This window comes from Geothrix oryzae (genome assembly GCF_030295385.1).
In the GTDB taxonomy this organism is placed as follows: Bacteria; Acidobacteriota; Holophagae; order Holophagales; family Holophagaceae; genus Geothrix; species Geothrix oryzae.
This window is the reverse complement of the sequence record NZ_AP027079.1, coordinates 226,826-250,166: the sequence shown is the minus strand read 5'-3', so window position 1 is coordinate 250,166 and position 23,341 is coordinate 226,826. Positions and strand designations below refer to the sequence as shown.

Annotated in this window: 21 protein-coding genes; 4 read left to right on the top strand and 17 right to left on the bottom strand. The window is 70.2% G+C overall.

Translation table 11 applies throughout. The features are described from left to right. Positions 1–24 precede the first annotated feature (24 nt). The gene (gene fmt, locus QUD34_RS01040; protein ID WP_286354729.1) at positions 25–945 is read right to left on the bottom strand and encodes a methionyl-tRNA formyltransferase; all 921 of its coding nucleotides are present in this window, start codon (positions 943–945) and stop codon (positions 25–27) included. Beyond that, a complete protein-coding gene (def, locus tag QUD34_RS01035) occupies positions 942–1,445 on the bottom strand; it encodes a peptide deformylase (RefSeq protein WP_286354728.1) in 504 nt (167 codons plus the stop codon). Before def ends, fmt begins: the two co-directional genes overlap by 4 nt. Before the next feature lie 77 nt (positions 1,446–1,522). Here def and QUD34_RS01030 point away from each other — a divergent pair, with 77 nt between their 5' ends. After that, complete coding sequence (locus tag QUD34_RS01030; RefSeq protein WP_286354727.1) at positions 1,523–3,427, top strand: peptidyl-prolyl cis-trans isomerase; 1,905 nt, start codon at positions 1,523–1,525, stop codon at positions 3,425–3,427. A gap of 10 nt (positions 3,428–3,437) precedes the next feature. On the opposite strand, the gene QUD34_RS01025 is transcribed toward QUD34_RS01030, so the two are convergent. The 3 genes from QUD34_RS01025 to QUD34_RS01015 all read right to left on the bottom strand — a co-directional run bounded on the left by QUD34_RS01025 (position 3,438) and on the right by QUD34_RS01015 (position 6,663). After that, complete coding sequence (locus tag QUD34_RS01025; RefSeq protein ID WP_286355983.1) at positions 3,438–4,145, bottom strand: ABC transporter ATP-binding protein; 708 nt, start codon at positions 4,143–4,145, stop codon at positions 3,438–3,440. Positions 4,146–4,204: 59 nt separating this feature from the next. Next, positions 4,205–5,470 carry a serine--tRNA ligase gene (serS, locus tag QUD34_RS01020; protein WP_286354726.1) on the bottom strand — a complete coding sequence of 422 codons (1,266 nt, stop codon included), beginning with the start codon at positions 5,468–5,470 and terminating at the stop codon, positions 4,205–4,207. Positions 5,471–5,655: 185 nt separating this feature from the next. Then, positions 5,656–6,663, bottom strand: a complete 1,008-nt coding sequence (locus tag QUD34_RS01015) for an asparaginase (RefSeq protein WP_286354725.1) — start codon at positions 6,661–6,663, stop codon at positions 5,656–5,658. A 106-nt stretch (positions 6,664–6,769) separates the two neighbouring features. On the opposite strand from QUD34_RS01015, the gene QUD34_RS01010 reads away from it, so the two are divergent. After that, complete coding sequence (locus QUD34_RS01010) at positions 6,770–7,681, top strand: YoaK family protein (RefSeq protein WP_286354724.1); 912 nt, start codon at positions 6,770–6,772, stop codon at positions 7,679–7,681. Positions 7,682–7,690: 9 nt separating this feature from the next. Here QUD34_RS01010 and QUD34_RS01005 read toward each other — a convergent pair whose 3' ends face one another. From QUD34_RS01005 to QUD34_RS00990, 4 genes are all read right to left on the bottom strand, one after another. Next, positions 7,691–8,539 (bottom strand): MerR family transcriptional regulator, encoded by an 849-nt coding sequence (locus QUD34_RS01005; protein ID WP_286354723.1) that lies wholly within the window; start codon positions 8,537–8,539, stop codon positions 7,691–7,693. A 75-nt stretch (positions 8,540–8,614) separates the two neighbouring features. After that, the gene (locus QUD34_RS01000) at positions 8,615–9,259 is read right to left on the bottom strand and encodes a RomY N-terminal domain-containing regulatory protein (protein WP_286354722.1); all 645 of its coding nucleotides are present in this window, start codon (positions 9,257–9,259) and stop codon (positions 8,615–8,617) included. Positions 9,260–9,301: 42 nt separating this feature from the next. After that, on the bottom strand, positions 9,302–10,624 hold the full coding sequence (locus tag QUD34_RS00995; RefSeq protein WP_286354721.1) for a response regulator: 1,323 nt from the start codon (positions 10,622–10,624) through the stop codon (positions 9,302–9,304). 102 nt (positions 10,625–10,726) lie between these two features. After that, the gene (locus QUD34_RS00990; RefSeq protein ID WP_286354720.1) at positions 10,727–12,031 is read right to left on the bottom strand and encodes a hypothetical protein; all 1,305 of its coding nucleotides are present in this window, start codon (positions 12,029–12,031) and stop codon (positions 10,727–10,729) included. Between the two features lie 57 nt (positions 12,032–12,088). Between QUD34_RS00990 and QUD34_RS00985 the strand changes: the two genes are divergently transcribed. Further along, on the top strand, positions 12,089–12,613 hold the full coding sequence (locus QUD34_RS00985) for a class IV adenylate cyclase (protein WP_286354719.1): 525 nt from the start codon (positions 12,089–12,091) through the stop codon (positions 12,611–12,613). A gap of 119 nt (positions 12,614–12,732) precedes the next feature. Here the strand turns inward: QUD34_RS00985 and QUD34_RS00980 are convergent, their stop codons facing one another. Then, positions 12,733–13,887 (bottom strand): trans-sulfuration enzyme family protein, encoded by a 1,155-nt coding sequence (locus QUD34_RS00980; protein WP_286354718.1) that lies wholly within the window; start codon positions 13,885–13,887, stop codon positions 12,733–12,735. A gap of 43 nt (positions 13,888–13,930) precedes the next feature. Here QUD34_RS00980 and QUD34_RS00975 point away from each other — a divergent pair, with 43 nt between their 5' ends. Then, positions 13,931–14,344, top strand: coding sequence for a hypothetical protein (locus QUD34_RS00975; protein ID WP_286354717.1), 414 nt, complete (start codon positions 13,931–13,933; stop codon positions 14,342–14,344). Between the two features lie 3 nt (positions 14,345–14,347). Here the strand turns inward: QUD34_RS00975 and QUD34_RS00970 are convergent, their stop codons facing one another. The 7 genes from QUD34_RS00970 to QUD34_RS00940 form a co-directional block, all read right to left on the bottom strand. After that, positions 14,348–15,649, bottom strand: a complete 1,302-nt coding sequence (locus tag QUD34_RS00970) for a serine/threonine-protein kinase (RefSeq protein WP_286354716.1) — start codon at positions 15,647–15,649, stop codon at positions 14,348–14,350. Between the two features lie 62 nt (positions 15,650–15,711). Beyond that, positions 15,712–17,718 carry an NAD-dependent DNA ligase LigA gene (ligA, locus tag QUD34_RS00965; protein ID WP_286354715.1) on the bottom strand — a complete coding sequence of 669 codons (2,007 nt, stop codon included), beginning with the start codon at positions 17,716–17,718 and terminating at the stop codon, positions 15,712–15,714. Further along, positions 17,718–18,803 carry a rod shape-determining protein RodA gene (gene rodA / locus QUD34_RS00960; protein ID WP_286354714.1) on the bottom strand — a complete coding sequence of 362 codons (1,086 nt, stop codon included), beginning with the start codon at positions 18,801–18,803 and terminating at the stop codon, positions 17,718–17,720. The genes ligA and rodA overlap by 1 nt, the downstream gene beginning before the upstream one ends. Next, positions 18,800–20,707 carry a penicillin-binding protein 2 gene (mrdA, locus tag QUD34_RS00955; protein ID WP_286354713.1) on the bottom strand — a complete coding sequence of 636 codons (1,908 nt, stop codon included), beginning with the start codon at positions 20,705–20,707 and terminating at the stop codon, positions 18,800–18,802. The genes rodA and mrdA overlap by 4 nt, the downstream gene beginning before the upstream one ends. Continuing rightward, positions 20,707–21,195, bottom strand: a complete 489-nt coding sequence (locus QUD34_RS00950) for a hypothetical protein (protein WP_286354712.1) — start codon at positions 21,193–21,195, stop codon at positions 20,707–20,709. The genes mrdA and QUD34_RS00950 overlap by 1 nt, the downstream gene beginning before the upstream one ends. Beyond that, on the bottom strand, positions 21,192–22,079 hold the full coding sequence (gene mreC / locus QUD34_RS00945; protein WP_286354711.1) for a rod shape-determining protein MreC: 888 nt from the start codon (positions 22,077–22,079) through the stop codon (positions 21,192–21,194). Before mreC ends, QUD34_RS00950 begins: the two co-directional genes overlap by 4 nt. Positions 22,080–22,094: 15 nt before the next feature. Continuing rightward, positions 22,095–23,138 carry a rod shape-determining protein gene (locus QUD34_RS00940; RefSeq protein WP_286354710.1) on the bottom strand — a complete coding sequence of 348 codons (1,044 nt, stop codon included), beginning with the start codon at positions 23,136–23,138 and terminating at the stop codon, positions 22,095–22,097. Positions 23,139–23,341: the final 203 nt, after the last annotated feature.

Sequence of the window (23,341 nt, the reverse complement as noted above, 5' to 3'; positions counted from 1 at the left end):
CGTCGCGGGAATGGACAACCGGCCCTAGCCGAGGGTCCGGTTGCCGCTGGCTCCCCAGGGCTGGAGGGCCTGCAGGGCGGGCTGGACGGGCTTGCCGGGGCGCTGGAGCTGCGTGAGTTCCAGGGCGCCTTCCGGCGTGGTGAGCCAGGCACCCTCCTTGCCCCAGAGCAGCTGGCCGGGATCGCGATAGCAGGCGCGCAGCGCCCCCACGGCGCAGACCTTGAGGGCCTGGCCCTCCATCTGCAGCTCGGAGCCGGGCCAGGGCCAGAGGGCCCGCACCTGGCGGTGCAGGTCCGCTGCGGGGCGGCGCCAGTCGAGGGGGCTCATGTCCCTGCGGAGCTTCGAGGCGTAGGTGGCCAGCTCGTGCCGCTGCTCCACAGGTTCGCCGCAACCGCAGAGCAGAAGGGGCAGCTGATCCATGAGCAGGTCGGCGGCATCCTTGGAGAGGGCGGCCAGCAGGCTCTCGGCGGTGTCCTCCTGGCCGATGGGTCGGTGGGACTGGGCCAGCACGGGCCCCTCGTCCAGCCCTTCGGTCAGGCGCATGAGGCTGACGCCGGTCTCCTCGTCGCCGGCCATCAGGGCGTGGTTCACAGGGGCCGCACCGCGCCAGCGGGGCAACAGGGAGAAGTGCAGGTTCCATACGCCCCGGGGGCAGGAGTCCAGCATCCAGCGCGGGAGGAGGTGGCCGTAGGCGACCACGATGGCCAGGTCGATCCGCAAGGATTCCCAGAGTTCCCGGACCTCCGGTGCCCGCCAGCTCAGGGGCTGGTGGACGGGCAGGCCCAGCTCCAGGGCGGCCGCCTTCACGGGCGGGGCCTCGACATGGCGTCCCCGCCCCGAAGGCCGGTCGGGATTGCAGAACACGGCTTCGATGCCTTCCTCGGCGAGGGCCCGCAGCGACGGAACAGCCGCGCGGGGGGTGCCGAGGAAGGCGATTCGGGTCATGACCGGGCCTGTTTCTGGTATCTGCGCTGGATGACCTGACGCTTCACCGGGCCGAAGTATTCCACGAAGAGCCGGCCGCGCAGGTGGTCGATCTCGTGGCAGAAGGCCCGGGCCAGCAGGTCTTCCCCCACCAGCTCATGCCAGCTGCCGTCCTTGGCGCGGTTCCGGATCGTCACCTTCTGGGGGCGCTCCAGCACCTCGCGGACGCCCGGGATGGACAGGCAGCCCTCGGGGCCCACCTGGACCCCTTCCTCCAGGATGATCTCGGGATTGATGAGGATGATCCTCTGGGCCGGATCCTCGCCGCAGGAGCAGTCGATCACCGCCAGGTTCAGGTTCCGGCCGATCTGGGGGGCCGCGAGCCCCACGCCCTCTTCAAAGAGGGTGGTCTCGAACATGTCCTCCGAGAGCTGCTCCAGCTCGGGGGTCCATTCGCCCACATCCTCGCTGTTCTTCTTGAGGCGGGGATCCCCCCAGGTGATGACGGGCAAGACGGCCATGCAAACGCTCCAGCATTCCAGTGTAATGCATCCCCATTCCCGGGGTAATCTGGGAGGTCCGCGTCCCGGAGCCCCGCATGCTGCGTTCCTTCCGTCAGGTCTTCAAATCCAACCGCACGCCCATGGCGGCGGTGATGATCGTGGTCCTCCTGGGCCTGGTGGCCTACCTGGCCCCTTCCGGCCGGGTGGACACCCCAGATACCGTCGTGGCGCGGGTCTACGGCCGCGAGGTGCTGCTGCGGGACATGTCCGAGCACATGCAGGAGCTCTACCAGCGCTTCGGCAAGCAGGGCAATCCCGAAGCCCTCAAACCCTTCATCCAGTCCCAGGCCCTGCGCGACCTGATGAACCAGAAGCTCATGGAGGAGCTGGCGGACCGGCACGGGGTGGTGGTCACCGACGAGGAAGTCGGCGCCCGCCTCCGGGCCTTCCTGCGCCAGTACCCCGTCCTGCTGGATCCCCAGGGCAACCTGAAGTCCACGGCGGAGCTCAAGCAGATCTTCCAGGAAACCGGCTTCAACCCCGCCCTGCAGGAGCGGAACCTCCGCAACGAACTGCTGCGGACCAAGCTGATTCAGCAGGCGGCCCTCCAGGTGCCCGTGGATGAGCCCTGGCTGGCGGTGGAACATCGCCTGCGCAACGAGAAGGTGGGCTTCCAGCAGGCCACCCTGGCCGTGGACGCCGCCGTGGTGGCCGATCCCGGCGACGCCGCCCTCGAGGCCATCTACAAGGCCGGCAGCCAGCGCTTCCTCCAGCCCCCCCGGCGCGTCATCCAGTTCGTGACTGTGGACCGCGCCGCCCTGGGCAAGGCCGCCGAGACCGACGAAGCCGCCCTCAAGGCCGCCTTCGAGGCCCGCAAGAGCGACTACATCGAGTTCAAGGCCCGGCACATCCTCTTCAAGGCCGAGGGCGACGCCCAGATGCAGGAGGCCACCGCCAAGGCCCAGCTGCTGCGCGAGCGGCTGGTCAAGGGCCAGGACTTCGGCAAGGCCGCCGAGGAGCTCAGTGAGGATCCCAGCGCCAAGGGCAATGGCGGCGATCTCGGCTGGTTCAATGCCGCCCGGATGGTCAAGCCGTTCTCGGACGCTGCTGCCGCCCTGAAGCCCGGCGAGATCAGCCAGCCCGTGCGCACCCAGTACGGCGTCCACCTCATCAAGCTCGAAGGCCGCCGCGAGAAGCGCTTCGACGATGTGAAGGCCCAGCTGGCCCAGGAAGTCTCCGACGGCCGCTTCAACACCCGCGCCCAGGAGCGCCTCGAGCAGATCCGCAAGCGCGCCAACGGCGGCGACCTGGCCGCGGCCGCCAAGAGCCTGGGCAGCCAGGCCCAGCTCAGCCAGCCCTTTGCCAACGAGCCCGGCGCCCAGTCCGAGGGCCTGCCCGAGCTGCCCCAGCTCGCTGGCGAGGCCTTCCGCCTGAAGGTGGGCGAGGTGTCCAAGCCCCAGCGCATCGGCGACCGCCACCTGATCTTCCGAGTGCAGGAGGAGCTGCCCGAGGCCGTGCCCCCCTTCAAGGAAGTCCGCGCCAAGGTCCTGGCGGCCTACCGCCTCGAAGAGGCCCGGAAGCAGACCCTCGCCAAGGCCCAGCAGGCCCTCCAGTCCGGCGGCCTGCAGGCCGTGGGCCCCATCAGCGACCAGGCGGCCGCGCCCCTCAACGGGCTGCGCGACCTGGTGGCCCACCCGAGCATCCGCAAGGCCCTGCTGGAGACCCCCGTGGGTCAGACCACACCCCTGCTCTGGACCCAGGACGGCAAGCTATGGGTGGCCCGCATCACCTCCCGCGAGCCCGCCCCCGCCCTCACCTTCGAAAGCCGCCGGGGCCTGATCCAGGAAGTCCAGACCACCGAAGCCCAGAAGCTCCTGTCGGCGGAACTGCAGGCCCTCGACCAGCAGGGTCGCCAGCGCCCCGGCTTCAGCAGCTTCTGGGGCCACTTCAGCGGCATCTATGTGAACGCCAGCGCCGTCCAGGTGCCCGTGGAAGAGTAGGCCACAGCCGTCAGACCCCGGGGGCTGCAGGCTGGAAGCCGGCAGTCCCCGGAGCTTGTACCTCCGGATCCGCGGGGCCGGACCGCAGCTGCCCGACAGTCCCCTCCCCCGCCGGCCGGCCGTCCTGGAGCACGAGCAGCCGGTCGCAGAGGACCTGGACCGAAGGCAGGTCGTGGCTCACGAGCAGGAGGGCCGTGCCCTCCGCCTTCAGCTCCAGCAGCAGGGCCAGCAGGTGCCCGGCCAGGGTGGGATCCAGGGCTGAGAAGGGCTCATCCAGCACCAGCAGGGCCGGCTCCAGCATGAGGGCCCGCCCCAGGCAGAGCCGCTGGCCCAATCCGCCCGACCAGGCCGCGGGGCGCTGGGCCAGGGCCGCTTCGGGAAACTTCACCCGGGCCGCCATGCGGGCCGCCGCCTCCCTTCGTTCCACCGCGGTTCCGCGACGCCAGACCTCCAATGGCTCCTGGAGGATCTCCCAGCCCGTGCGGTGGGGCGGCAGGCTGGCCAGCGGATCCTGAAATACGGCCTGGACGCGCGGGCGGCGGGGCCGGCGCTCCGACTCCGCCAGGGGCGACCAGGGCCGGCCCTCGAGCGTGATCCGGCCCTCGGTGGGATCGAGCAGACCCAGCACCAGGTTCACCAGGGTGCTCTTGCCGGCCCCGCTCTCCCCCACGACGCCCCAGGCCTGGCCCGGCGCGATGGCCAGGGAGACTTCCCTCAGATCCCAGCGCCCATCCCGCTGAAGGCCCAGGCCTTCCGCGCAGAGGAGGGGCGCCGGGTTCAGCGGATCACCGCCGCGCCCACATAGGGCTGCAGCACCTCGGGCACCCGGATGCTGCCGTCGGGCTGCTGGTAGTTCTCGAGGATGGCCACCCAGGTGCGGCCCACGGCCAGGCCGCTGCCGTTCAGGGTGTTCACGAAGGCCGGCTTGCCCTCCTTGCCGCGGGCGCGGATGTTGGCGCGCCGGGCCTGGAAGTCGCCGAACCAGCTGCAGGAGCTGATCTCCCGGTAGGTGTTCTGCGAGGGCAGCCACACCTCCAGGTCGTAGGTCTTCTGGCTGCTGAAGCCCATGTCGCCCGTGCAGAGCAGCATCCGGCGGTAGGGCAGGCCGAGGGCCTCTAGGATGGCCTCCGCGTCCGCGGTGAGGCGTTCCAGCTCCGCCTCCGCCTGCTCCGCGGCGGCGAAGGTCACCAGCTCGACCTTGTGGAACTGGTGCTGGCGGATGATGCCCTTGGTGTCCTTGCCGTAGCTGCCCGCCTCGCTGCGGAAGCAGGGGGTGAAGGCGCAGTGGCGCAGGGGCAGCGATTCCGCCGCCAGGATCTCGTCACGGTACAGGTTCGTGACGGGCACTTCCGCCGTGGGGATCAGATACAGCGCCCCGTCGCCATGGGGGGTCTTGAACAGGTCCTGCTCGAACTTCGGCAGCTGGCCCGTGCCGTACATGCTCTCCGCGTTCACCAGGTAGGGCGGGATGACCTCGGTGTAGCCCGCACCGGTCTGGCGATCGAGCATGAACGAGATGAGGGCCCGCTCCAACTTGGCGCCCTGGCCCTTCAGGACCGAGAAGCGCGCGCCGCTGATCTTGGCCGCGCGGTCCAGGTCGAGGATGCCCAGGGTCGTGCCCAGCTCCACATGGTCTTTGGCCGCATCGATGCTGGGGATCTGGCCCCAGCGCTTGATCTCGACATTGGCGTGCTCGTCGCGGCCGCTGGGTACGCTGGCGTGGGGCGGGTTGGGGATGCCCGCGAGGAAGTCCTTGAAGGCCGCCTCGATCTCGCGCTCGGCGGCTTCCAGCGCCTTGAGCTGGTCCCCCACCTCGCGCTGCTGGGCGATGAGGTGGTCCGCGTTCTCCTTGGCCCGCTTGAGACGGCCCACCTCCTCGCTCACGCGGTTCCGCTCGGCCTTCAGCGCCTCCGCCTCCTGCAGGGCGGCGCGGCGGCGCTGGTCCAGCTCCTGGTAGCGGACCCGGTCCAGCGTGTAGCCGCGCTCGGCCAATCGGGCCGCCACGGCGTCGAGATCGTTGCGCAGGAGGTTGGCGTCGAGCATGTGGTGGGTATCCCGGAAACCTTCATTCTAGCGGGCTCCGCAGGGAGGGCATCACGCGCCGATCAGACCTGCGACCACGATCCCTCGGGCATCGGCTCTCCGGCCCTCCCGACCTTGTGGGTCGCGGAACAGGCTGCGGGGCAGCCTGTGGAGCGGGGCCCCACAGGGAGGGAATCACACGCCGATCAGACCTGCGGCCACGATCCTCCGGGCATGGGCTCTCCGGCCCACGCCATCCCGAAGGCCTCCCGCGCTTCGGCGATTCCCCCCCCGGCGCCCAGCACCAGCCCGAGCTTGGCCAGGGCGGCCCAGCGGGTATGCAGGCCGCCGGAGATGGCGCCCCACGCCTGGATCTTCTGCCCCAGCTCATAGGCGGAGAGGTCCACGCCGCCATAGGGGCACTGGGAGATCACCACCACCGGCAGCTTCCGCCGTTCGCCGTCGCGGAAGAGGGCTTCCAGGTCGGCGCGGCCCGTGGGCAGGTTGCCGGCGCCGAAGGCCTGGATCAGCACCGCCTTGGCGCCCGCCGGCGCGGGGCTCCAGGCCATGCCCGGGTGGGGCGTGACCGTGTGGATGTTCAGGTCGAACGCACCCCCCAGCCCCGCGGGGACCTGACGGAGGAACTGGCCCACTTCCGGATGCAGGCGGATCTCCGCCCCGATTTCGGCCAGGGGCGGCAAGTTCGGGCTCTGGAAGGCCTCGAACTGGTGGACGCTGAGCTTGTCGGCCGCCACGCCGCGGATCCAGTGGGTGCCGAAGCAGATGCCCACTTCGGGGATGCCGCGGCAGGCCAGGTCGACGGCGTTCACCAGGTTGCTGCGGGCGTCGCTCCGGACGAAGGCCAGGGGCCGCTGGCTGCCCGTCAGTACCACGGGCTTGCCCAGGTCCGCCAGCAGGAAGCCCAGGCAGGAGGCCGTGAACGCCATCGTGTCCGTGCCGTGGATGATGACGAAGCCGCTGAAGTCCCGCGCGGCGGCGCGGATGCGGGCCGCCAGGGTCAGGATGTCCGAAGGCTCCAGGCAGGCCGAGTCCTGGTTGAAGGGCACCTCCACCGAGAGCTTCGCCATCTGGCCCAGCTCCGGCACCTGTTCCAGCAGGTGGTCCAGGAACCGCCCCGGCGCGAGAGAGGCCGGGTCCCCGCTGGGTGCCATGCCCAGGGTGCCGCCGGTATGGAGGAGCAGGATCGTACGCATGCCTCCACCCTATCCAAACCGGACGGGCCGCTCCAGCCGGGGCGACCCGGCGGAATTCGTCAGAGGCCCGTCCGGATGATTTACTGGAGGGGGACCTCCTTCCGTCATGCGCCGCATCCCCCGCTACATCCAGATGATCGCAGCCCGCTACATCCGGCGGCTGCTGGGGAAGCGCCTGGCCGGACATCAGCTGCAGGCGGCGGTGGAAACCGCGCTGGCCACCCTGCCCATCCAGGAGAAGCTGCTGGTGCGGGAGGGGGCGCTCCGATCCGAGGCCCTCAATCGCCAGCTGGCCTGGGCCATGGCCTTCGTGGCCGGGGCGGTGAACGCCGGCGGCTTCCTGGCCGTCAGCCACTACACCTCCCACATGACCGGGGTGGTCTCCTCCATGGCGGACGAACTGGCCGATGGCGACCTCACCACCGCCCTGGCCGCCCTCGCCATGATGCTGAGCTTCTTCGCGGGAGCCTTCGTCTGCACCACGCTCATCAGCTTCGGCCAGCGACGCCGCATGCGCAGCCGCTACGCCTTGACCCTGGTGCTGGAGGCCGTGCTGATGCTGGTGTTCGGGTTCATGGGGAACCAGCTGCAGCAGGAGATCCGCTTCACCCTGCCCAGCACCGTGATGCTGCTCTGCTTCATCATGGGCCTGCACAACGCCGTGACCTCGATCATCTCCGGCGCCGCCGTGCGCACCACGCACCTGACGGGCACGGTGACGGACATCGGCATCGAGCTGAGCCGGCTCACCTATGTGAATGTCCACCATCGCCACGGCCGCGAGCGCATCGTCGCCAACCGGCAGAAGCTGCGCCTGCTCCTGCTCATCCTGGTCTCCTTCCTGGCGGGCGGCGTGGTGGGGGCCCTGGGCTTCCGGCACATCGGCTTCAAGGTGACGGTGCCCCTGGCGGGCTTCGTCTGCTTCCTGGCGGCCCGGCCCCTGCTGCTGGAGCTGCGCCTGCTCCTGCACCGCCTCCGCCGCCAGTGGTCGCCCGACGACTCCGGCTTTTCTGACTGAAGCCGATTTCTAGCTCACCTCGAGCCCCGACCGGCGCTCCACCCCTTCGATCTTCCGGGTCCGCGCCGCGCCCTGCCCGCCGATGAGCAGCCGGCACTCCCGGGGCAGTCGGTCCTTCAGGTCCATGAGGAGACGCCGGGCGGTCTCCCCGGAACTCTGGATGGACAGGCTCACCGCCACGCGGTCCACCTTCAGGGTGCGGGCCGCGTGGGCGATGCTGGCCACGGGTAGGTCCACCCCCAGCAGCTCCGTGCGCAGGCCCGCGGCGGCATAGGCCAGGGCCGCCATGAGCAGCCCCAGCCGGTGGCGTTCGCCGGGCAGGGTGGCCAGCAGCACGATCCCCTGGCCGGGCCGGGGCTGACAGCCCTGCCTCAGCTCCCGGAGGAAGTCTTCGAGGATCTCCGTGAGCAGGTGCTCCTGATGGACGCCGAGGCTCCCGTCGGCCCAGGCCATGCCCACCCGGTCCAGCAGCGGCGACACCACCTGCTGGAGGAAGGGCTTCCAGGGCAGCCGGACCAGGGCCTCCCGCAGCAGGCGCCGGATGCCCTCCGTATCCATGGCCACCACCGCCAGGAACAGCGCCTCCACCACGGGGTGGCCTTCGGGGACCAACAGACGCTTCAGGTCCGCTTCCGAGGACCGGGCCACCACGGCCGGCCGGTGCCCCTGGGCCACCGCCTCGGCCATGAGCCTCAGGCGGTGGAGGTCCTCCCGCCGGTAGCGGCGGTGGCCGGAAGGCAGCCGGAGGGGCATGGGGAAGCCGTAGCGGCGCTCCCACACCCGCACCACATCGGCCGAGAGGCCCGTCTCCGAGCAGATGTCCCCGATGCTCAGCAGGTCCGGTTCCACTTTGCCCATCGCCCCTCCCGGGCCCTGCCCAGGCAATGAAGATCAGGCCGCAAGGGGAAAATGTCTAGATCAGTTCTTCGCCAATTAGACCGCCACCACGGTCGCCTTGACCTCATCGAAGCCCTGGTCGCTGGCGCAGCTCACCACCACCGCGCAGTGGCCGGGCTGGCTGGAGGGCAGTTGGACCTGACCGGCGAAACGGCCCGCCTCGTCGGTCCGCCCGGAGATCAGGGCAGTGGCCTTTTTGAGGCTGGACACCAGCTTGACGGTCACTTCCGCCCCGGTCACGGGGCTCTGGCTCTGGCACAACCGGGCAGCCACCTGCACCCGGAACAGCTCCCCGAAGGCCGGTTTCAAGGGCTGATCCAGCACCAGCTCCAGCGTGTCCACATCCCCCTCCTGCTGCAGGAACTCGAGGATGGCCTGGTCCAGGGGCCGCTCGCTGAAAGCCTGCTGCTCCAGGAGGTCCGGCGGGGTCTGGTCGTACTTGCCGTTCTTGATGTCGCGGATGATGGCCCGGTGCTGCTCGTCCATTCGGCTCTGGATGGCGGATTCCGCCATCGGAGGGTTGTTCAGCAGGTCCTCGTACGAGGAGCGGTAGCTGTCGAGGATCTCGCCCCCCACATAGATCAGGGTCTCGATCCGCGGGTTGGACAGCCCCTTGTCCTCCGTCTGCACATGGTAGACCCGGTTCCCGTGGCGTACATCCGTGTTGTAGCCGGTGATCATGGGAGGGGCCTGGGGGACGGAGAGGTCGGGCGCATCATGGGCCTACCTCTGCAATCTTCCCGCCAGATCCGGCATGACTTCCCAGGCGATCTCGCGGACCACCTGATCGCCCATGCGCGCGACCACTGCCTTGACCAGGGCGTCCACCAGGACGGGATCCGCCAGGAGGGCCTGGACGAGGGCCTGGGCCTGCTCCGCGGGCACGGTGGGCTGGCCGGCGCCCTGACCGGGAACGGCAGGGGCCTGCCCGGCTGCGGCAGGGGCCGCCGCGGTCGCGGGCTCAAACGCGGGCTCGGGAGCGGGCTCGGCGACCGGCTCCGGTGCCGGTGCCAATTCTGGGACCGCCGGAACCGGCGTCACGGCCTGGGCGAAGGCCGGCTCGTGCGTCTCCCCCAGCAGCGCCGCGGCTGCGGCGGCGAGACCTGCGGCCCCCACCGCCGCCATGCCCCCGGAGAATCCCGCCGCCTTCGCGGGGGGCTCCACTTCGGGCAGGGGGGGCAGGTCCATGTCGGTCGGAAAGACATCCAGCGCCTCGAGCCCCGAGAGGGTGACGGCGTCCTCATCGATGGGAAGCTCGGCCAGAACCGCCGCAGGGACCGCCGCATCGGGCGTCGCCGGGGCTTCCGAGTGCGCCGCCAGGGGTTCGACCACCTCGGGAGCCGGCATCCCCGACGCCAGCGTCGCAGGCTCGGCGGCGAGGTCCTGGAGGCTTTCCAGGTCCAGCTCCTCGAGTTCCAGATGGATCTCGGGCGCCGCGGCCTCGGCCTTATCGGCCCCGGGAGCGGCGGGGGCCTCCTCCGGCCAGAGGTCCTCAGCGGTGAGCACCAGGAGGTCGTCCTCGGTGACGGGCAGCTCCAGATCCTGGGCCGGGTGGGATTCCGCGGGCGCCGGTTCCGGGCGGAACTCGGGCAGGGAGGCTTCCGCCATCCGCACCAGGTCCTTGGCGGAGGTGGCGGGGACCGTGGTGAAGGCGGAAGGCTCGGGCGTGCTCACCACCGGCGTGAGCAGGAGGGCCTTCACGCGGTCGCCCAGCTCCCGCAGTTCGATGGGCTTCTTCAGGAAGCCCTGCACCGGGGCCTTCGCCAGCTTGGAAGGGTCCACGGGATCGAGGACGCCGGCCATGAGGGCGATGGGCAGATGGGCGGTCTCCGGCATGGCCCGCAGGCGGCCCAGGAGGGTCCAGCCGTCCATGCCGGGCATGGCGGTGTCCACCAGGGCCACATCGAACCGCTCACCGCGTGCGATGCGATCCAGGGCCTCCGCCGCGGAATCGACGCAGACCAGTTCCACATCCGTGTGGGCCAGAAGGGATTCGGCAATGCGGTGGATGCTCGGATTGTCGTCCACGAGGAGGAGGCGTGGCATCGGTTACCTCGGGAAGCCGGGAGGAAGAAAGAGGTGGCTGGGCACAACGCTACCAGAAATGTGCACTTCCAACGCAAACGATCGACGCGGCAACCCGAGGATTCAGCGCAGCAGCTTCTTGAGCACGCGCAGCCGTTCCACCTCCACCAAACGCACCAGTAGCACGCGGTCGCCCACCCAGACCCAGGCCGTCCCCAGGGGTTCCCTCAGCGCCACCTCGGGCCCCCGCGGAAGCCACCCCTTCACGGATGCCCGCAGACTCACCGCGGCACGCCAATCAGGGCGATGCGCCTCGAAAAGGGCCTGGCGCTGGCGTTCGGGTGGCAGGGCGCTCTCATTCCACCGCTGGTCCCAGGCGTCGAAGGCGCCATTCTCCCGCCAGGCCCAGGCCGGATCCCAGGCGGGCCAGGGCAGCGCTCCTTCCGGCACGGGACTCCATTCCACCTTGGCCAACGGGCTTGTGCGGCGGGCCATGCCCTCCTCGGGCAGGGGCGCCACCAGGGCCATGCGCTGCGGCGGATGGGCGGTGAGCTGACCCAGTCCGGTGGCCTGGCGGCGCCAGCGTCCGCCTTCCAGCCACCAGGCCGTCCAGCCCTGGACGCTGCCGTGCCACAGCCGATCCCCCCGGGGGAACCAGAGCCGGTCGCCGGCGTGCCAGGGGAGGTCGAGGCGGGCGCCGGGGAGGTCCCGGCCGTCCTCGGACAGGGCCTCCACCTTGGTGGCCAGGCCCCGCGGCGGGGCCGGCAGGCCAGGTTCATCCCAGGCCGCGAGCGTGGGTTCGGTGGCCTCCGCCTCCAGAGGAAGGGTCGTGAGCAGCAGGGTCGGCTCCCCCCGGGGCTCGGCGGGCTCGGGAAGCCCCAGGAGGGCCGCCCGCCCATCCCAGCTGAAGCGACTCCAGGGACCGGACTGGGTGGACCAGATCACCCGGCCTTCCGGTATCTCCAGCAGCCGGGTCTCGAAGCGCGCGGGACCCATCTGCAGGGTCACCAGCAGGCGGCTGCCCTTGGCGGGATCGAGCCGCGCCGAGCAGAGTGGTGCATCGAACCGGTAGCGGCGCCATTCCAAGCCGCGCCAGAGCACCACTTCGCTGCGCCCTCCAGGGCCGTTCAGTGCGAGGCCCTGATCCGCGAGGTAGGGCGAGGCCGGCTCCCAGGGCGTGCCGAAGCCCCCCTCGAAGGGCCAGGGCTCGGACTGGTCGGGATCCTGCGCGCCCTGGAAGCGGGGGGACCAGCCATCCTCCAGGCGCCACTCCGCCAGGACCTCGAAGCCCCCCAGGTTCATGAGCGCGGGTGTCTCCACCGCCGTGACCCCGCCCGCGCTCACGGGGCGCGGCGCCTGCACCACCGCGAAGAGCAGCAGCATGGCGGCGATGAAGAGGCTGGCGATGATGTACCGTTGGGGGATCACAAGGGGTCCGGTGCCTTTGCACCATCATGCCCCATCCCCACGGAAGGCCGGTCCGAGATGAAGCACAAACCCGCCCTGGAGACCGAGCTGAAACTGCGCATCCCGGCCACCGGCCCGTACCGCCCCCTGCTGGAGGCCCTGGGGTTCCGAGAGACCGTCCCCGCCCAGGCGGAAACCAGCGTGCTCTGGGATCGCAACGGGGAGCTGCGAACGGCGGGTTCCGCCCTCCGCACCCGCGCCTTCGCCGGTCAGTCCCGCCTGACCTGGAAGGGCCCCAAGGTGCCCGATCCGATCCTGAAGATCCGCCCCGAGCACGAGACCGGCATCGAGGATGGACCCTCCCTGGAGGCCATCCTCCGCGCCCTCGGCTTCGAGCCCATCCTGCGCATGGAGAAGGTGCGGGCCGTGTGGGAGCGGGCGGAACTGGAAGCCTGCCTCGACGAGACGCCCTTCGGTTGCTACCTCGAATTGGAGGGTGAGCCCCAGGCCATCCGCGCCGCCATGGAGGGCCTGGGCCTTGCCCCCGACCGCGCCGAGCCCCGCAGCTACCCCGAGCTGTACCAGGCGCACGGCCTGGGTTGAGCATCAGGGAGCTGGAACGCAGAGGGCGCAAAGGCACGCAGAAGACACAGAGAATGGTTCTGGGTTCTTCTCTGCGTTCTCTGCGCAAGCGCTGCGCCCTCTGAGTTCCGCGGTTGCTTTTAGACCTTCAGGACCCGCTCCAGGTCCTCGATGAGGTCCTGGACATCCTCCACGCCCACGCTGAGGCGCAGGAGGTTGTCGTTGATGCCGAGGCGCTGGCGGTCGGCCTCGGGCACGCTGCCATGGGTCATGCTGGCGGGGTGGCAGACGAGGCTCTCCACACCGCCGAGGCTTTCGGCCAGGGAGAACACCTTGAACGACGAGGCCATGCGCCGGGTGCGCTCGGCGTCGCCCGTATCGAAGCTGACGATGCCCGAGAAGCCCTTCATCTGCTGCTTGGCGAGGGCGTGCTGGGGGTGGGATTCCAGGCCGGGGTAGTAGACGGCCTTCAGGTCCTTGCGGGCCTCCAGCCAGCGGGCGATCTGGAGGGCGCTCCGGTTGTGGCGCTCCATGCGGAGGTGCAGCGTCTTGGTGCCCCGCAGGATGAGCCAGGACTCCATGGGCGAGAGGATGCCGCCGGCGGCCTTCTGGTGGAAGCGCAGGCCCTCGGCGATGTCCTCTCGGTTGGTGATGGCGATGCCGCCGATGGAGTCGCTGTGGCCGTTCAGGTACTTGGTCGTGGAATGGAAGACCAGGTCCGCGCCCAACTCCAGGGGCCGCTGGTTGTAGGGCGTGGCGAAGGTGTTGTCCACCGCCAGCACGGCCGTGCAGCCCGCCTGCGTCATCACGCGCCGCACCCCGGGAATATCCGTGATCCCCAGCATGGGATTGGTGGGCGTCTCCAGCATCACCAGCTTGGTGTTCGGACGCAGCGCCGCCTGGAAGGCCGCCAGATCGCCGGTATCCACCTGGGTGTACGAGAGGCCGAAGCGGGTCATCACCTTGTCCAGCAGACGGAAGGTGCCGCCGTAGACATTGTCGCCCAGCACCACATGGTCGCCGCTGGAGAGCTGCTCGAAGATGGCCTGCACCGCCGCCATGCCCGAGCCGAAGGCCATGCCGTGGGCGCCGCCCTCCAGCGCCGCCAGGTTGCCCTCCAGGGCGTCGCGGGTGGGGTTGCGCACGCGGGCGTAGTCGAAGCCCTTGTTGATGCCCAGCCCTTCCTGGATGTAGGTGCTGGTGAAGTAGACCGGCGTCATGATGGCGCCGTTGGTGGGATCCGGCGCCTGGCCTGCATGGATGCAGCGGGTATCGAAACGGCCTTCGGGGTTCATGGGACCATCCTTCCGTGATCCTTCAGTGTGATGGGGTGCCGCCATGAGGAAAAGCATCGCTTCGGTTTCGCTGGCGCTGACCCTCCTGGCTTGTCACTCCGACAAGCCCGAAGCGCAGGTCCGGAAGGCCTTCGAGGGCTGCCGCGCCGCCGTGGAGGCCGGAGATGCCGCCGCCGCGACCGCGCCCCTGGATGCCGCCTTCCGGGGCCCCGAGGGCATGGACAAGGCCATGGCCCGGGCCTTCCTCCTGGGCACCTTCCGCCAGGAGCGGATCGGCGTCACCGTGATGCAGAACCAGGTCGCCGTGGAGGGGAACGACGCCTTCCAGGAGGTGGATCTGGTCCTCACCGGACGCAGTGGCGGCCTGCTGCCCCAGGACGCCTCCCGCCGCAGCTTCCGGCTGCATTGGCGGAAGGCGGGAGGAGACTGGCGGTTGCTCGGGATCCAGGAACGCTGAACCTCAGGCGCCCAGGTAGCTCATGAACTCCTGGTGCAGCTCCAGGGGCAGGCGGTAGGCGCGCTCCTCGTCGATCACCAGCTGGGCGCACCGGGGAACACCCCGCAAGGTCGAGGCCGGGAGGCCCCGGTCCCGGGCCCGGCGCAGGCACTGCATCATCGCGTCCAGCTGCCCGAGCCGGTAGAGGGTGACCAGGAGCAGGGCATGAGCGCCCGCATTGCCGGGATCGATCTCAAGGGCCTGGGTCAACTGGCGCCGGGTGGTCTCGAGGACATCCCGGCGGACCTCGGCGCGGCCCTGGGAGCCGTCCGTGCTCCGGGGAGTCTCGCGGCCGCTTTCGCGGGCGGCGGGAGGAGCCTCCAACCGCGATGCCGGGGGCCGGAGAATCGGCAGGCCCCGGGGAGGCGTCGGCGGAGCCGGTACCCGCCCGGGCGCGGGGCGCCGGACCTGGTGGGCCTGGGTGGGGCGCTCCTGATCCCAGCGCCAGGCGGGATCCTTGGCCGAGCGCAGCACGGCCGCCAGCTCCTCCGCCGTCTGGAAACGGTTCGCCGGGTCCTTCCCCAAGGCGCGGTTCAGGATGCCCTGCACATCCCGGCTGATGCCCCGGCAGGCCTGCTGGGACAGCAGGGGGGGCGTCTCGTGGAGCAGGCGGTAGATCACCGCGCCGGGGCTGGGACCGTCAAAGGGCGGCACGCCGGCCAGGGCCTCGAACAGGATCACGCCCACGGCAAAGAGGTCGCTGCGGGGATCCGAGCGGCCGCTCTGGAGGTACTCCGGCGCCATGTAGTTCACGGTCCCGAACACCGTGCCCTCGTCCGTGGCGTCCGAGTTGAAGACCTTGGCCACGCCGAAGTCCAGCACCTTGGCCTGGAGGTTCTTCCCATCCCAGACCACGCGGATGTTTGAGGGCTTGATGTCCCGATGGAGCACCTTCTGGCGATGGGCCACGGCGAGGCCATCGCAGACCTGGGCCAGCACCTCGAGCGCATCCTGGGGCGTGATGGTGCCCGCCCGGATGAGCGTGCCCAGGTCCTCCCCCTTCACCAGCTCCATGGCGAGGTAGAGCACGCCCTGCTCTTCCCCCATTTCGTGGATCGTGACGATGTTCGGGTGGTTCAGCACCCCGGCGGCGCGGGCCTCCATGGCGAAGCGCTCGCGGGCCTCCGGCCCCATGCCGGCCGAGGGATGGATGACCTTGATGGCCACCTCGCGGCCGATGATCGGATCCCGGCCCACATACACCTCACCCATGCTTCCCTGGGCGAGCAACCGGACGATTTCGAACTTCCCAAGGCGCGTCAACACGGGGGTTCCAGGACGATGGATTCCCGATCATCGGACGGAGGTGCGGATTCCGTCCAGGGATTTCATGGCGCCATCCGGAGACCCAGGAGCCAGGCCTCGTCCCGCACGGGGATGCCCAGCGCCTCGGCCTTGGCCAGCTTGGATCCCGCCTTCTCCCCGGCCACCAGCACCGTGGTCTTGGCCGAGACGCTGCCCGTGACCTTGGCTCCGAGCTCCTTCAGCAGGCCTTCGGCGTCCTCCCGCGAAAGCGTGGGCAGGGTGCCCGTGACCACGGCGACCTCGCCCGACAGCGGCAGGCCCCCCCGGTCGCGCGCGGGCGGGGGCGCGGGCCGTACGCCCAGCGAGGCCAGCCGCCCGGGCAAGTCCGGGTGCAGCGTCGCGAAGGCCCGCAGGGCCGCGGCCACCTTGGGCCCCACCTCCTCCACGGCCTGCAGGCGGGCTTCCTCCTCCGCCCACAGTGCCCCCAGGGAGGGGTAGGCCTCGGCCAGCAGCTCCGCCGTCCGGGCACCCACCATGGGGATGCCCAGGGCGTGGATCCAGCGGGCCAGGGGCTTCGTCCGGGCGGCGGAGAGCGCCTCAAGGAGGTTCTGCGCGGATTTCTCCGCCATGCGGTCCAGGCCCGAAAGGTAGGCCAAGCCGAGCCGAGGCTCGTCCAGCAGGGTCAGGATCTCCCAGGGCTGTTCGAAGCGGCCCGAGGCCACCAGCTGCTCCACCAGGGCCTCCCCCATGCCTTCGATGTCCAGGGCCGCCCGCCCGCCGAAGTGGAGCATGCGGGCCGTGAGCTTGGCGGGGCACTCGGGGTTGAGGCAGCGGATGGCGACTTCGGCATCGTCCGCCTTGCCCACCTCGCCTCCGCAGACCGGGCAGGCCGCTGGAATGGCCGGCGCGGGAAGGGCCCGATCCTCTTCGCCCGGCACCAGGGCCACCACCTTGGGGATGACCTCCCCGCCCTTCTCGATGAACACGCGATGGCCCACCTTCAGCCCGAGGCGCGCCAGCTCGTCGGCATTGTGGAGGGTGGCGCGGCGCACGGTGGAGCCGGCCACTTCGACCGCCTCCAGCTCCGCCACCGGCGTGAGCTTGCCCGTGCGGCCCACCTGCCAGGTGATGCCCAGCACCGTGGTGGTCACCTGGGTCGCGGGATATTTGAATGCGATGGCCCAGCGCGGCACGCGGTCCGTGGCACCGAGGCGCCTCTGTACCTCGGGATCGAGGATCTTGAGCACCACGCCATCCGTATCGAAGGGGAGCTTCAAGCGGGCTTCGGCCTGGAGGCCGATGAAGGCCTGCACCGCCTCCAGGCTGCCCTCGGCGTGGGCCGGCATCCTGCCGAATCCCCAGGCGGCGAGGTGGGCCATGGCGCGGGCGTGATCTTCCGAATCACCGGCCTCCCGGAGCACCTGCCAGGGCAGGAAGGAGAGGCCGCGGGCCGCCACCTCCCGGCTGTCCAGCAGCTTCATGGTGCCGCTGGCGGCGTTGCGGGGATTGGCGAAGCGGGCCTCGCCCCGCTCATCCCGCTGACGGTTCAGCTCCTCCCAGCGCTTGCGGGAAAGGAACACCTCGCCTCGGACGATCAGGCGCTCCGGTGCCTCTTCAGGCAGGGCCAGGGGGATGTCCGCGATGGTGCGGGCATTTTCCGTCACCAGCTCGCCGGTCTCGCCATCTCCGCGGGTCAGTGCTTCGACCAGGGCGCGGCCCTCGTAGCGCAACGACAGGGACAGGCCATCCACCTTCAGCTCGGCGGCATAGCGCGGTTCGGCCTCCGGCGCCAGCTTCCGCCATTTCACCTCCCATTCCCGCAGCTCGGCTTCGGAATAGGCATTGTCGAGGCTGAGCATCGGCGTGCCATGGCGGCGCTTCTCGAAGGCCTCGACCGGCGGCGCCCCCACGCGGGTGGTGGGGCTGTTGGGATCGGCCAGATCCGGGTGGGCCTCCTCGAGGGCCCGGAGCTCCCGTTCCAGCGCATCGTACTCCGCGTCGGAGATGCTGGGCTGGTCGAGCACATAGTAGCGGTGCCGGTGCGTCCGCACCTGGTCCGCCAGGTCCTTCATGCGCCTCTTCAGGTCCATCACTTCACCCTCGATCGATGCAGGATGCCCATGATCAGGCCCAGGGCCAGAAAGAAACTCAAGGTACTGCTGCCGCCGGCGCTGAAGAAGGGCAGCACCATGCCCTTGTTGGGCAGGGCCCCCGCCACCATGCCCACATTCACCATCAGGTGCAGGGCGAAGATGCCGGCGGCCCCGGCGCAGAAGTAGGCCTCGGCGTTCGAGTGCGCGGCCTTGGCGGCGTCGAGGATCCGGCTGAGCAGCAGACCGAACAGTCCCAGGACGATGAGCACGCCGATGAAGCCCCGCTCTTCGGCCCACACGCTGAAGGCGAAGTCCGTGGTCTTCACCGGGAGGAAGTTCAGCTGCGTCTGGGAGCCGCTGGTGAACCCCTTCCCGATGAGCCCGCCCGCACCGATGGCGATGCGGCTCTGGTTCACCTGGTAGCCCTTGCCCTGGAGGTCGCTGGAGGGGTCCAGGAAGATCATCACCCGCTGCTTCTGGTAGGGCTTGAGGGCGACCTTCCAGGCGCCGAAGCCGCCCACCACGACCAGCAGCAGGAGCCCCGCCACCCAGCGGGCGCGCAGCCCCTTCATCAGGGGGATGATCAGCAGGATCGGCAGGAAGCTGAGGGCCATGCCGAGGTCGGGCTGGCGCTGGATGAGCAGCATGGGGAAGACCACCAGGCCCACCGCGCCGAACAGCTCCAGCCGGCCCACCGAATCCACCGGGCGGGAGCCCAGCCGCTGCGACACATAGAGCAGCGTCACCCACTTCATCAGCTCGGAAGGCTGGAAGGTCTGGCCGGCGATGACGAACCATCGGGTGGCGCCGCCGATCTTCTTGCCCACCACCAGCACCGCCGCCAGGGCCACGAGGCCGAGCAGGTAGGCGAGGAAGCTGTAGCGGAAGATCCGCCGGGGGTAGGTGTTGGCCAGCAGCAGCATGAGCAGCATGCCCATGAGGTTCCAGAGCATCTGCTTGAGCCAGATGCCCGCCTGGGGCGTGTTCCGTCCCGCCGAGAACAGGGTCAGCGTGCCCAGCAGCGTGAGGGCCAGGATCACCCACAGCAGGCGCGGGTCCAGGGCGCGCAGGCGCTCCTTCATTCCGCCCCCTCGACCGCGGGCGCGGCCGGCGTCGTCGCCGGGGCGAAGGGATCCACCATGCGGCCCCGCGGCGGCGGCAGGGGGTTGCTGAGGCGATCCATGAACCAGTACTTCACGAGCTTCGCCGCGATGGGGGCGGCGGCCGTGGAACCGAAGCCCGCGTTCTCCACCACCACCGCGAAGGCGATCTGGGGGCGGTCCGCGGGCGCGTACCCCGCGAAGAGGGCGTGGTCCTTGAACTTCTTCGCCTGCCGCGCGTAGTGGGCCTTGTCGACGAAGGTGGCCACCTGGGCCGTGCCGGTCTTCCCCGAGAAGGGAATCAGCTTGGCGATCTCGCGGATGAAGGGATTGGCGCCGGCCGTCCCGCCCTGCACCACCTCGCGGAGACCCTCGTCGAGCACCGCCCAGTGCTTCGGATCCAAGGGGGTGTCCTTGAAGGGGGGCGCGGCCGCGGGCTCCAGCGCATTGGTCTGGTCTCCGCGGAAGCCGTAGAACAGATGCGGGGTGACGAGCTTGCCACGGGTGCCCAGGAGCGCGTAGAAACGCGCCAGGCCGATGGGCGTCACGCCCACGGCCCCCTGGCCGATGCCCACGCTGATGGTCTCGCCCGCGTACCACTTGGGGTCCTTGGGCAGGGCCTTGCGCTTCCAGGCCCGGCTGGGGATGCGGGTCCGCTTCTCGCGGGGCAGGTCGATGCCCGTGCGCTCGGTCAGCCCGTACTTCTCCGCCGTGGCGTAGATGTCATCGATGTCCATGCGCGAGGCCAGCTCGTAGAAGTAGACATCGCAGCTCTGGGCGATGGCCTGCACCATGGAGAGGCTGCCGTGGCCCGTGGGCTTGTCGCAGCGGAAGTCGCGGCCGTAGTAGTTCTTCTTGCCCGCGCAGTAGACCGCCGTCTGGGGCGTGGCGATGCCCTTCTCCAGGGCCGCCAGGGCCACCAGCAGCTTGAAGGTGGAGCCCGGGGCGTAGATACCCTGGATGGCCCGGTTCACCATGGGGCGCGTGGGGTTGTTCAGGTAGCGGTCCACCATGTCCTGGCTGAGCCGGTTGAGGAACAGGTTCGGGTCGTACGAGGGGCTGGAATACATCGCCAGGATGCCCCCGTCCCGCAGGTCCAGCACCACGGCGGCGCCGGCCTCCTCGCCGTAGGCATCCTGCATGATCTTCTGGAGGCCCGCATCCAGCGTGAGAAAGAGGCTCCGGCCGGCCGTGGCGTCCTCCTGGCCGAAATTCGCCACTTCCATGCCGAGTTGATCGACCAGGATCCGCTTCTGGCCGTCCACGCCCTTCAGACGGTCATTGCCGCTGGCCTCGAAGCCCTCCTTGCCGATGGTCTCGCCCAGGCGGAAGAGCCCGGGTTTGGCCTTCATCAGCTCTTCGTCCACTTCCCCCACATAGCCCAGCGCGTGGCCCGCCAGCTCGTCCCCGAGATACACCCGGCGGGGCGCCACTTCCACGCTGAGGAAGGGGAAGCGGGCGCGGACCCGCTCCGCCAGCGCGATGCCCGCCTCGTCCAGGTTCTCCTTCAACACCAGGGGCCGCCCCTTGCCGGCGGTGCGGTAGATCTGGATCTTCCGGGCCAGGGCGGCGGGATCCAGCTCCAGCGCCTGGGCCAGGGCCTCCACCACCTCCGCCCGCGCAGGCAGGTCCTCGCGCTGGACCACCAGGTGGAGCGCCCGGCGATTGTCCACCAGTCGATGGCCGTTGCGGTCCAGCACCAGGCCGCGGGGCGCGGCGATGGGGCGCACCTTCACCGCCTGCTGGAGGGCCAGCTGCTTGAACTCGCCGTGCCGCACCAGCTGCAGCCAGGCGTAGATCAGCACCAGCAGGGCCACCAGGCCCCAGGCCAGGGCCTTGAACACGCCCAGGCGCCGGTCCAGGGTCGGGCGCTGCCGGGGGTCCATCAGCGCAGCCGCGGCGAGGGTCCGGCGTGCAGGAGCCGCCAGGTCGCCGAGCCCCACAGGGGCAGGCTCAGGGCCGCCCAGAGCCAACCGTAACCCCAGGGATGGGGGCCCGCGGCCAGGCGCACGGCCCCATGGACCAGGAAGGTCTGCAGGACCAGCAGGGAGGCCAGTCGGGCCAGCCAGCCCTTCAGCCCCTCCAGCGGCCAGCGGCCGGCCATCCAGCCAGCCAGGAGGGTCAGGCTCAGGTCCGCCCAGGCCGTTCCCCCCAGGTGCGGATACAGCCGCAGGGAGCCTTCCAGAGCCCACCCCGCGGCGACGGCCCAGAGCGCGCCCGTGAGGGGCGAACCGGCCCGGGGGGCCAGGGCCAGCACCAGCATGGCGTGGGCCACGGCCTGCAGCGGCGGGAAGGGCGCGCACAGCACCACCAGCCCCAGGGCGGCGGCGCAGAGCAGGTTCTGGCGGGTGACGGACGGCTCCGATGGCCTCATGGCGTCCCCCGCTTGCGCTGCGGCTTCTGTTCCGGTGCGACGAAGGGCGGCTGCACCTCCAGCGGCGGCTGGGAGGGCAGGAGCAGCACCAGGGAGGCCCGATCCAGGGGCGCCGAGAGGTTCACCACCACCCGCAGCTCCAGGTCGCCCTGGGTCACCTCGGCCACATAGCCCACCAGCAGGCCCCGGGGGAACACCCGGTCCAGCCCCGAGGTGAGCACGGCCTCGCCCACCTGCACCACCTCCTGGTTGCTGATGTAGCGGATCGTGGCGCGGCCCGAGCCCAGGCCCTGGAGCACGCCCGTGGCGCGGCTCCGCATGAGCATGACGGCCACCGAGGCATTGGGGGCGTCCGCGGGCAGGATCTTGGACTGCGTCGGGCCCACGGACCAGAGCCGGCCCACGATGCCCTCGGGCACCAGCACCCCCTGGTCCGGCACGAGCCCCAGGTCCTGGCCCCGATCCAGGATCAGGCCGCCGAAGGCTGCGGGCCGGGTGCTGAAGATGACGCGCGCGGCCTTCAGGTCGAGGGGGATCTGGCGCTTCAGGCCCATCAGGCGCACGGCCTCCTCGGCCTCCACCTGGCGCGGGGCCTCCTGGGCCGCGAGGGTCTTGAGCTGCGCCAGCTCGGCCGTCAGCCGGGCATTCTCCGCGCGGGTCTCCGCCAAGTTGCGGGCCGACTCCCACCGCGCGACCCGCCAGGCATGCCAGCGGGAGGCCAGCCCCTGGGAGGGCCGCGATACCACATCAGCCGCCGTCTTCCAGTGGCGCCCCGGATTGGGGCCCAGCAGGGCCCACGCCCCGTGCCCCAGCCAGAGGAGGGCGATGAGGAGACGCTGCCACCCCGTGCGGCTCCATCCCCACTTGGCTGCGCGGACGGGCATGTCAGGGCCCTCCGGCTAGTCGAGGATCTGGATGCGGCGCAGGAGCGGGATGTTCTCCAGCAGCAGCGCGGTGCCCCGCACCACGGCGGTCTGAGGATCCTCGGCCCGGAAGACCGGAAGGTGGGTTTCCTTGCGCAGCCGCTCGTCCAGGCCCTGGATCAGCGATCCGCCACCCGTGAGGCAGATGCCGCGGTCGATGAGATCCGCCGCCAGCTGGGGCGGCGTCTCGTTCAGGGCCTTGCGGACCAGGTCGATGATGGCGTTGATGGGCTCGGCCAGGGCCTCGCGGATCTCGGCATCGTTGAGGGTGAGCGTCTTCGGCAGGCCCTCGAACTGGTCCCGGCCGCTCACCTCCATGGTGCGCGTCAGCTCCGAGGGGAAGGCCGAGCCCAGCGTCCACTTCACCTCCTCGGCCGAGGCCTCGGAGATGAGCACATTGTACTTCTCGCGGATGTACTTGATGATGGCCTCGTCCATCTCGTCGCCGGCAATGAGGATGGAATCCGAAAAGACCTTGCCGTTGTAACTGATGACCGCCACATCCGTGGTGCCGCCGCCGATGTCGACGATCATGCAGCCGCGCTTCTCGTTGATGGCCAGGCCGGCGCCGATGGCGGCCACCATGGTCTGGTCCACGATGAAGACCTCGCCGGCCTTGGCGTCGTAGCAGACCTGCTTCACGGCCCGGCGGGCCACCTGGTGGGCTCGCGGCGGCACGCTCACCACGATGCGGGTGCGGGCGATGCCGCGGTTGGGCCGGGCCTTGGCGATGAACTGGGCCAGCATCTTCTCGGCGGCGTCCACCTCGAAGATCATGCCGTCCTTCATGGGCCGGATGGTGCGGACGCCCTGGGGGGCCCGGCCCAGCAGCTGCTTGGCTTCGTCCCCGACGGCCTCCACTTCGTGGGTGAGGGTGTTCACCGCCACGATGGAGGGCTCATAGATGACGATGCGGCCAGCCTGCTTGGTATGGATCAGGGTCGAGGCCGTGCCGAGGTCGATGGCAAGGTCCGAATTGAAGATGTTGGACCAGAACTGGCTGGAGAAAATGCTGGCCACTGGCGGCTCCCGGAGAACCTCCTAGGGTGCCATGAACCGGCCCCCCCGGCCACCCGCAGGGAGCCGGCCAGACCCTAACCCATCCAGCGTCAATGCCGGGCGCCAGCAGCTCCGCCACGAGCAGGTCCCCGTCCAGCCGCTGGGGCAGCTCTTTGTGGTAGCCCCGGACCCGCGAACCGGATGCGGGTCGCGAGCGGACGGCC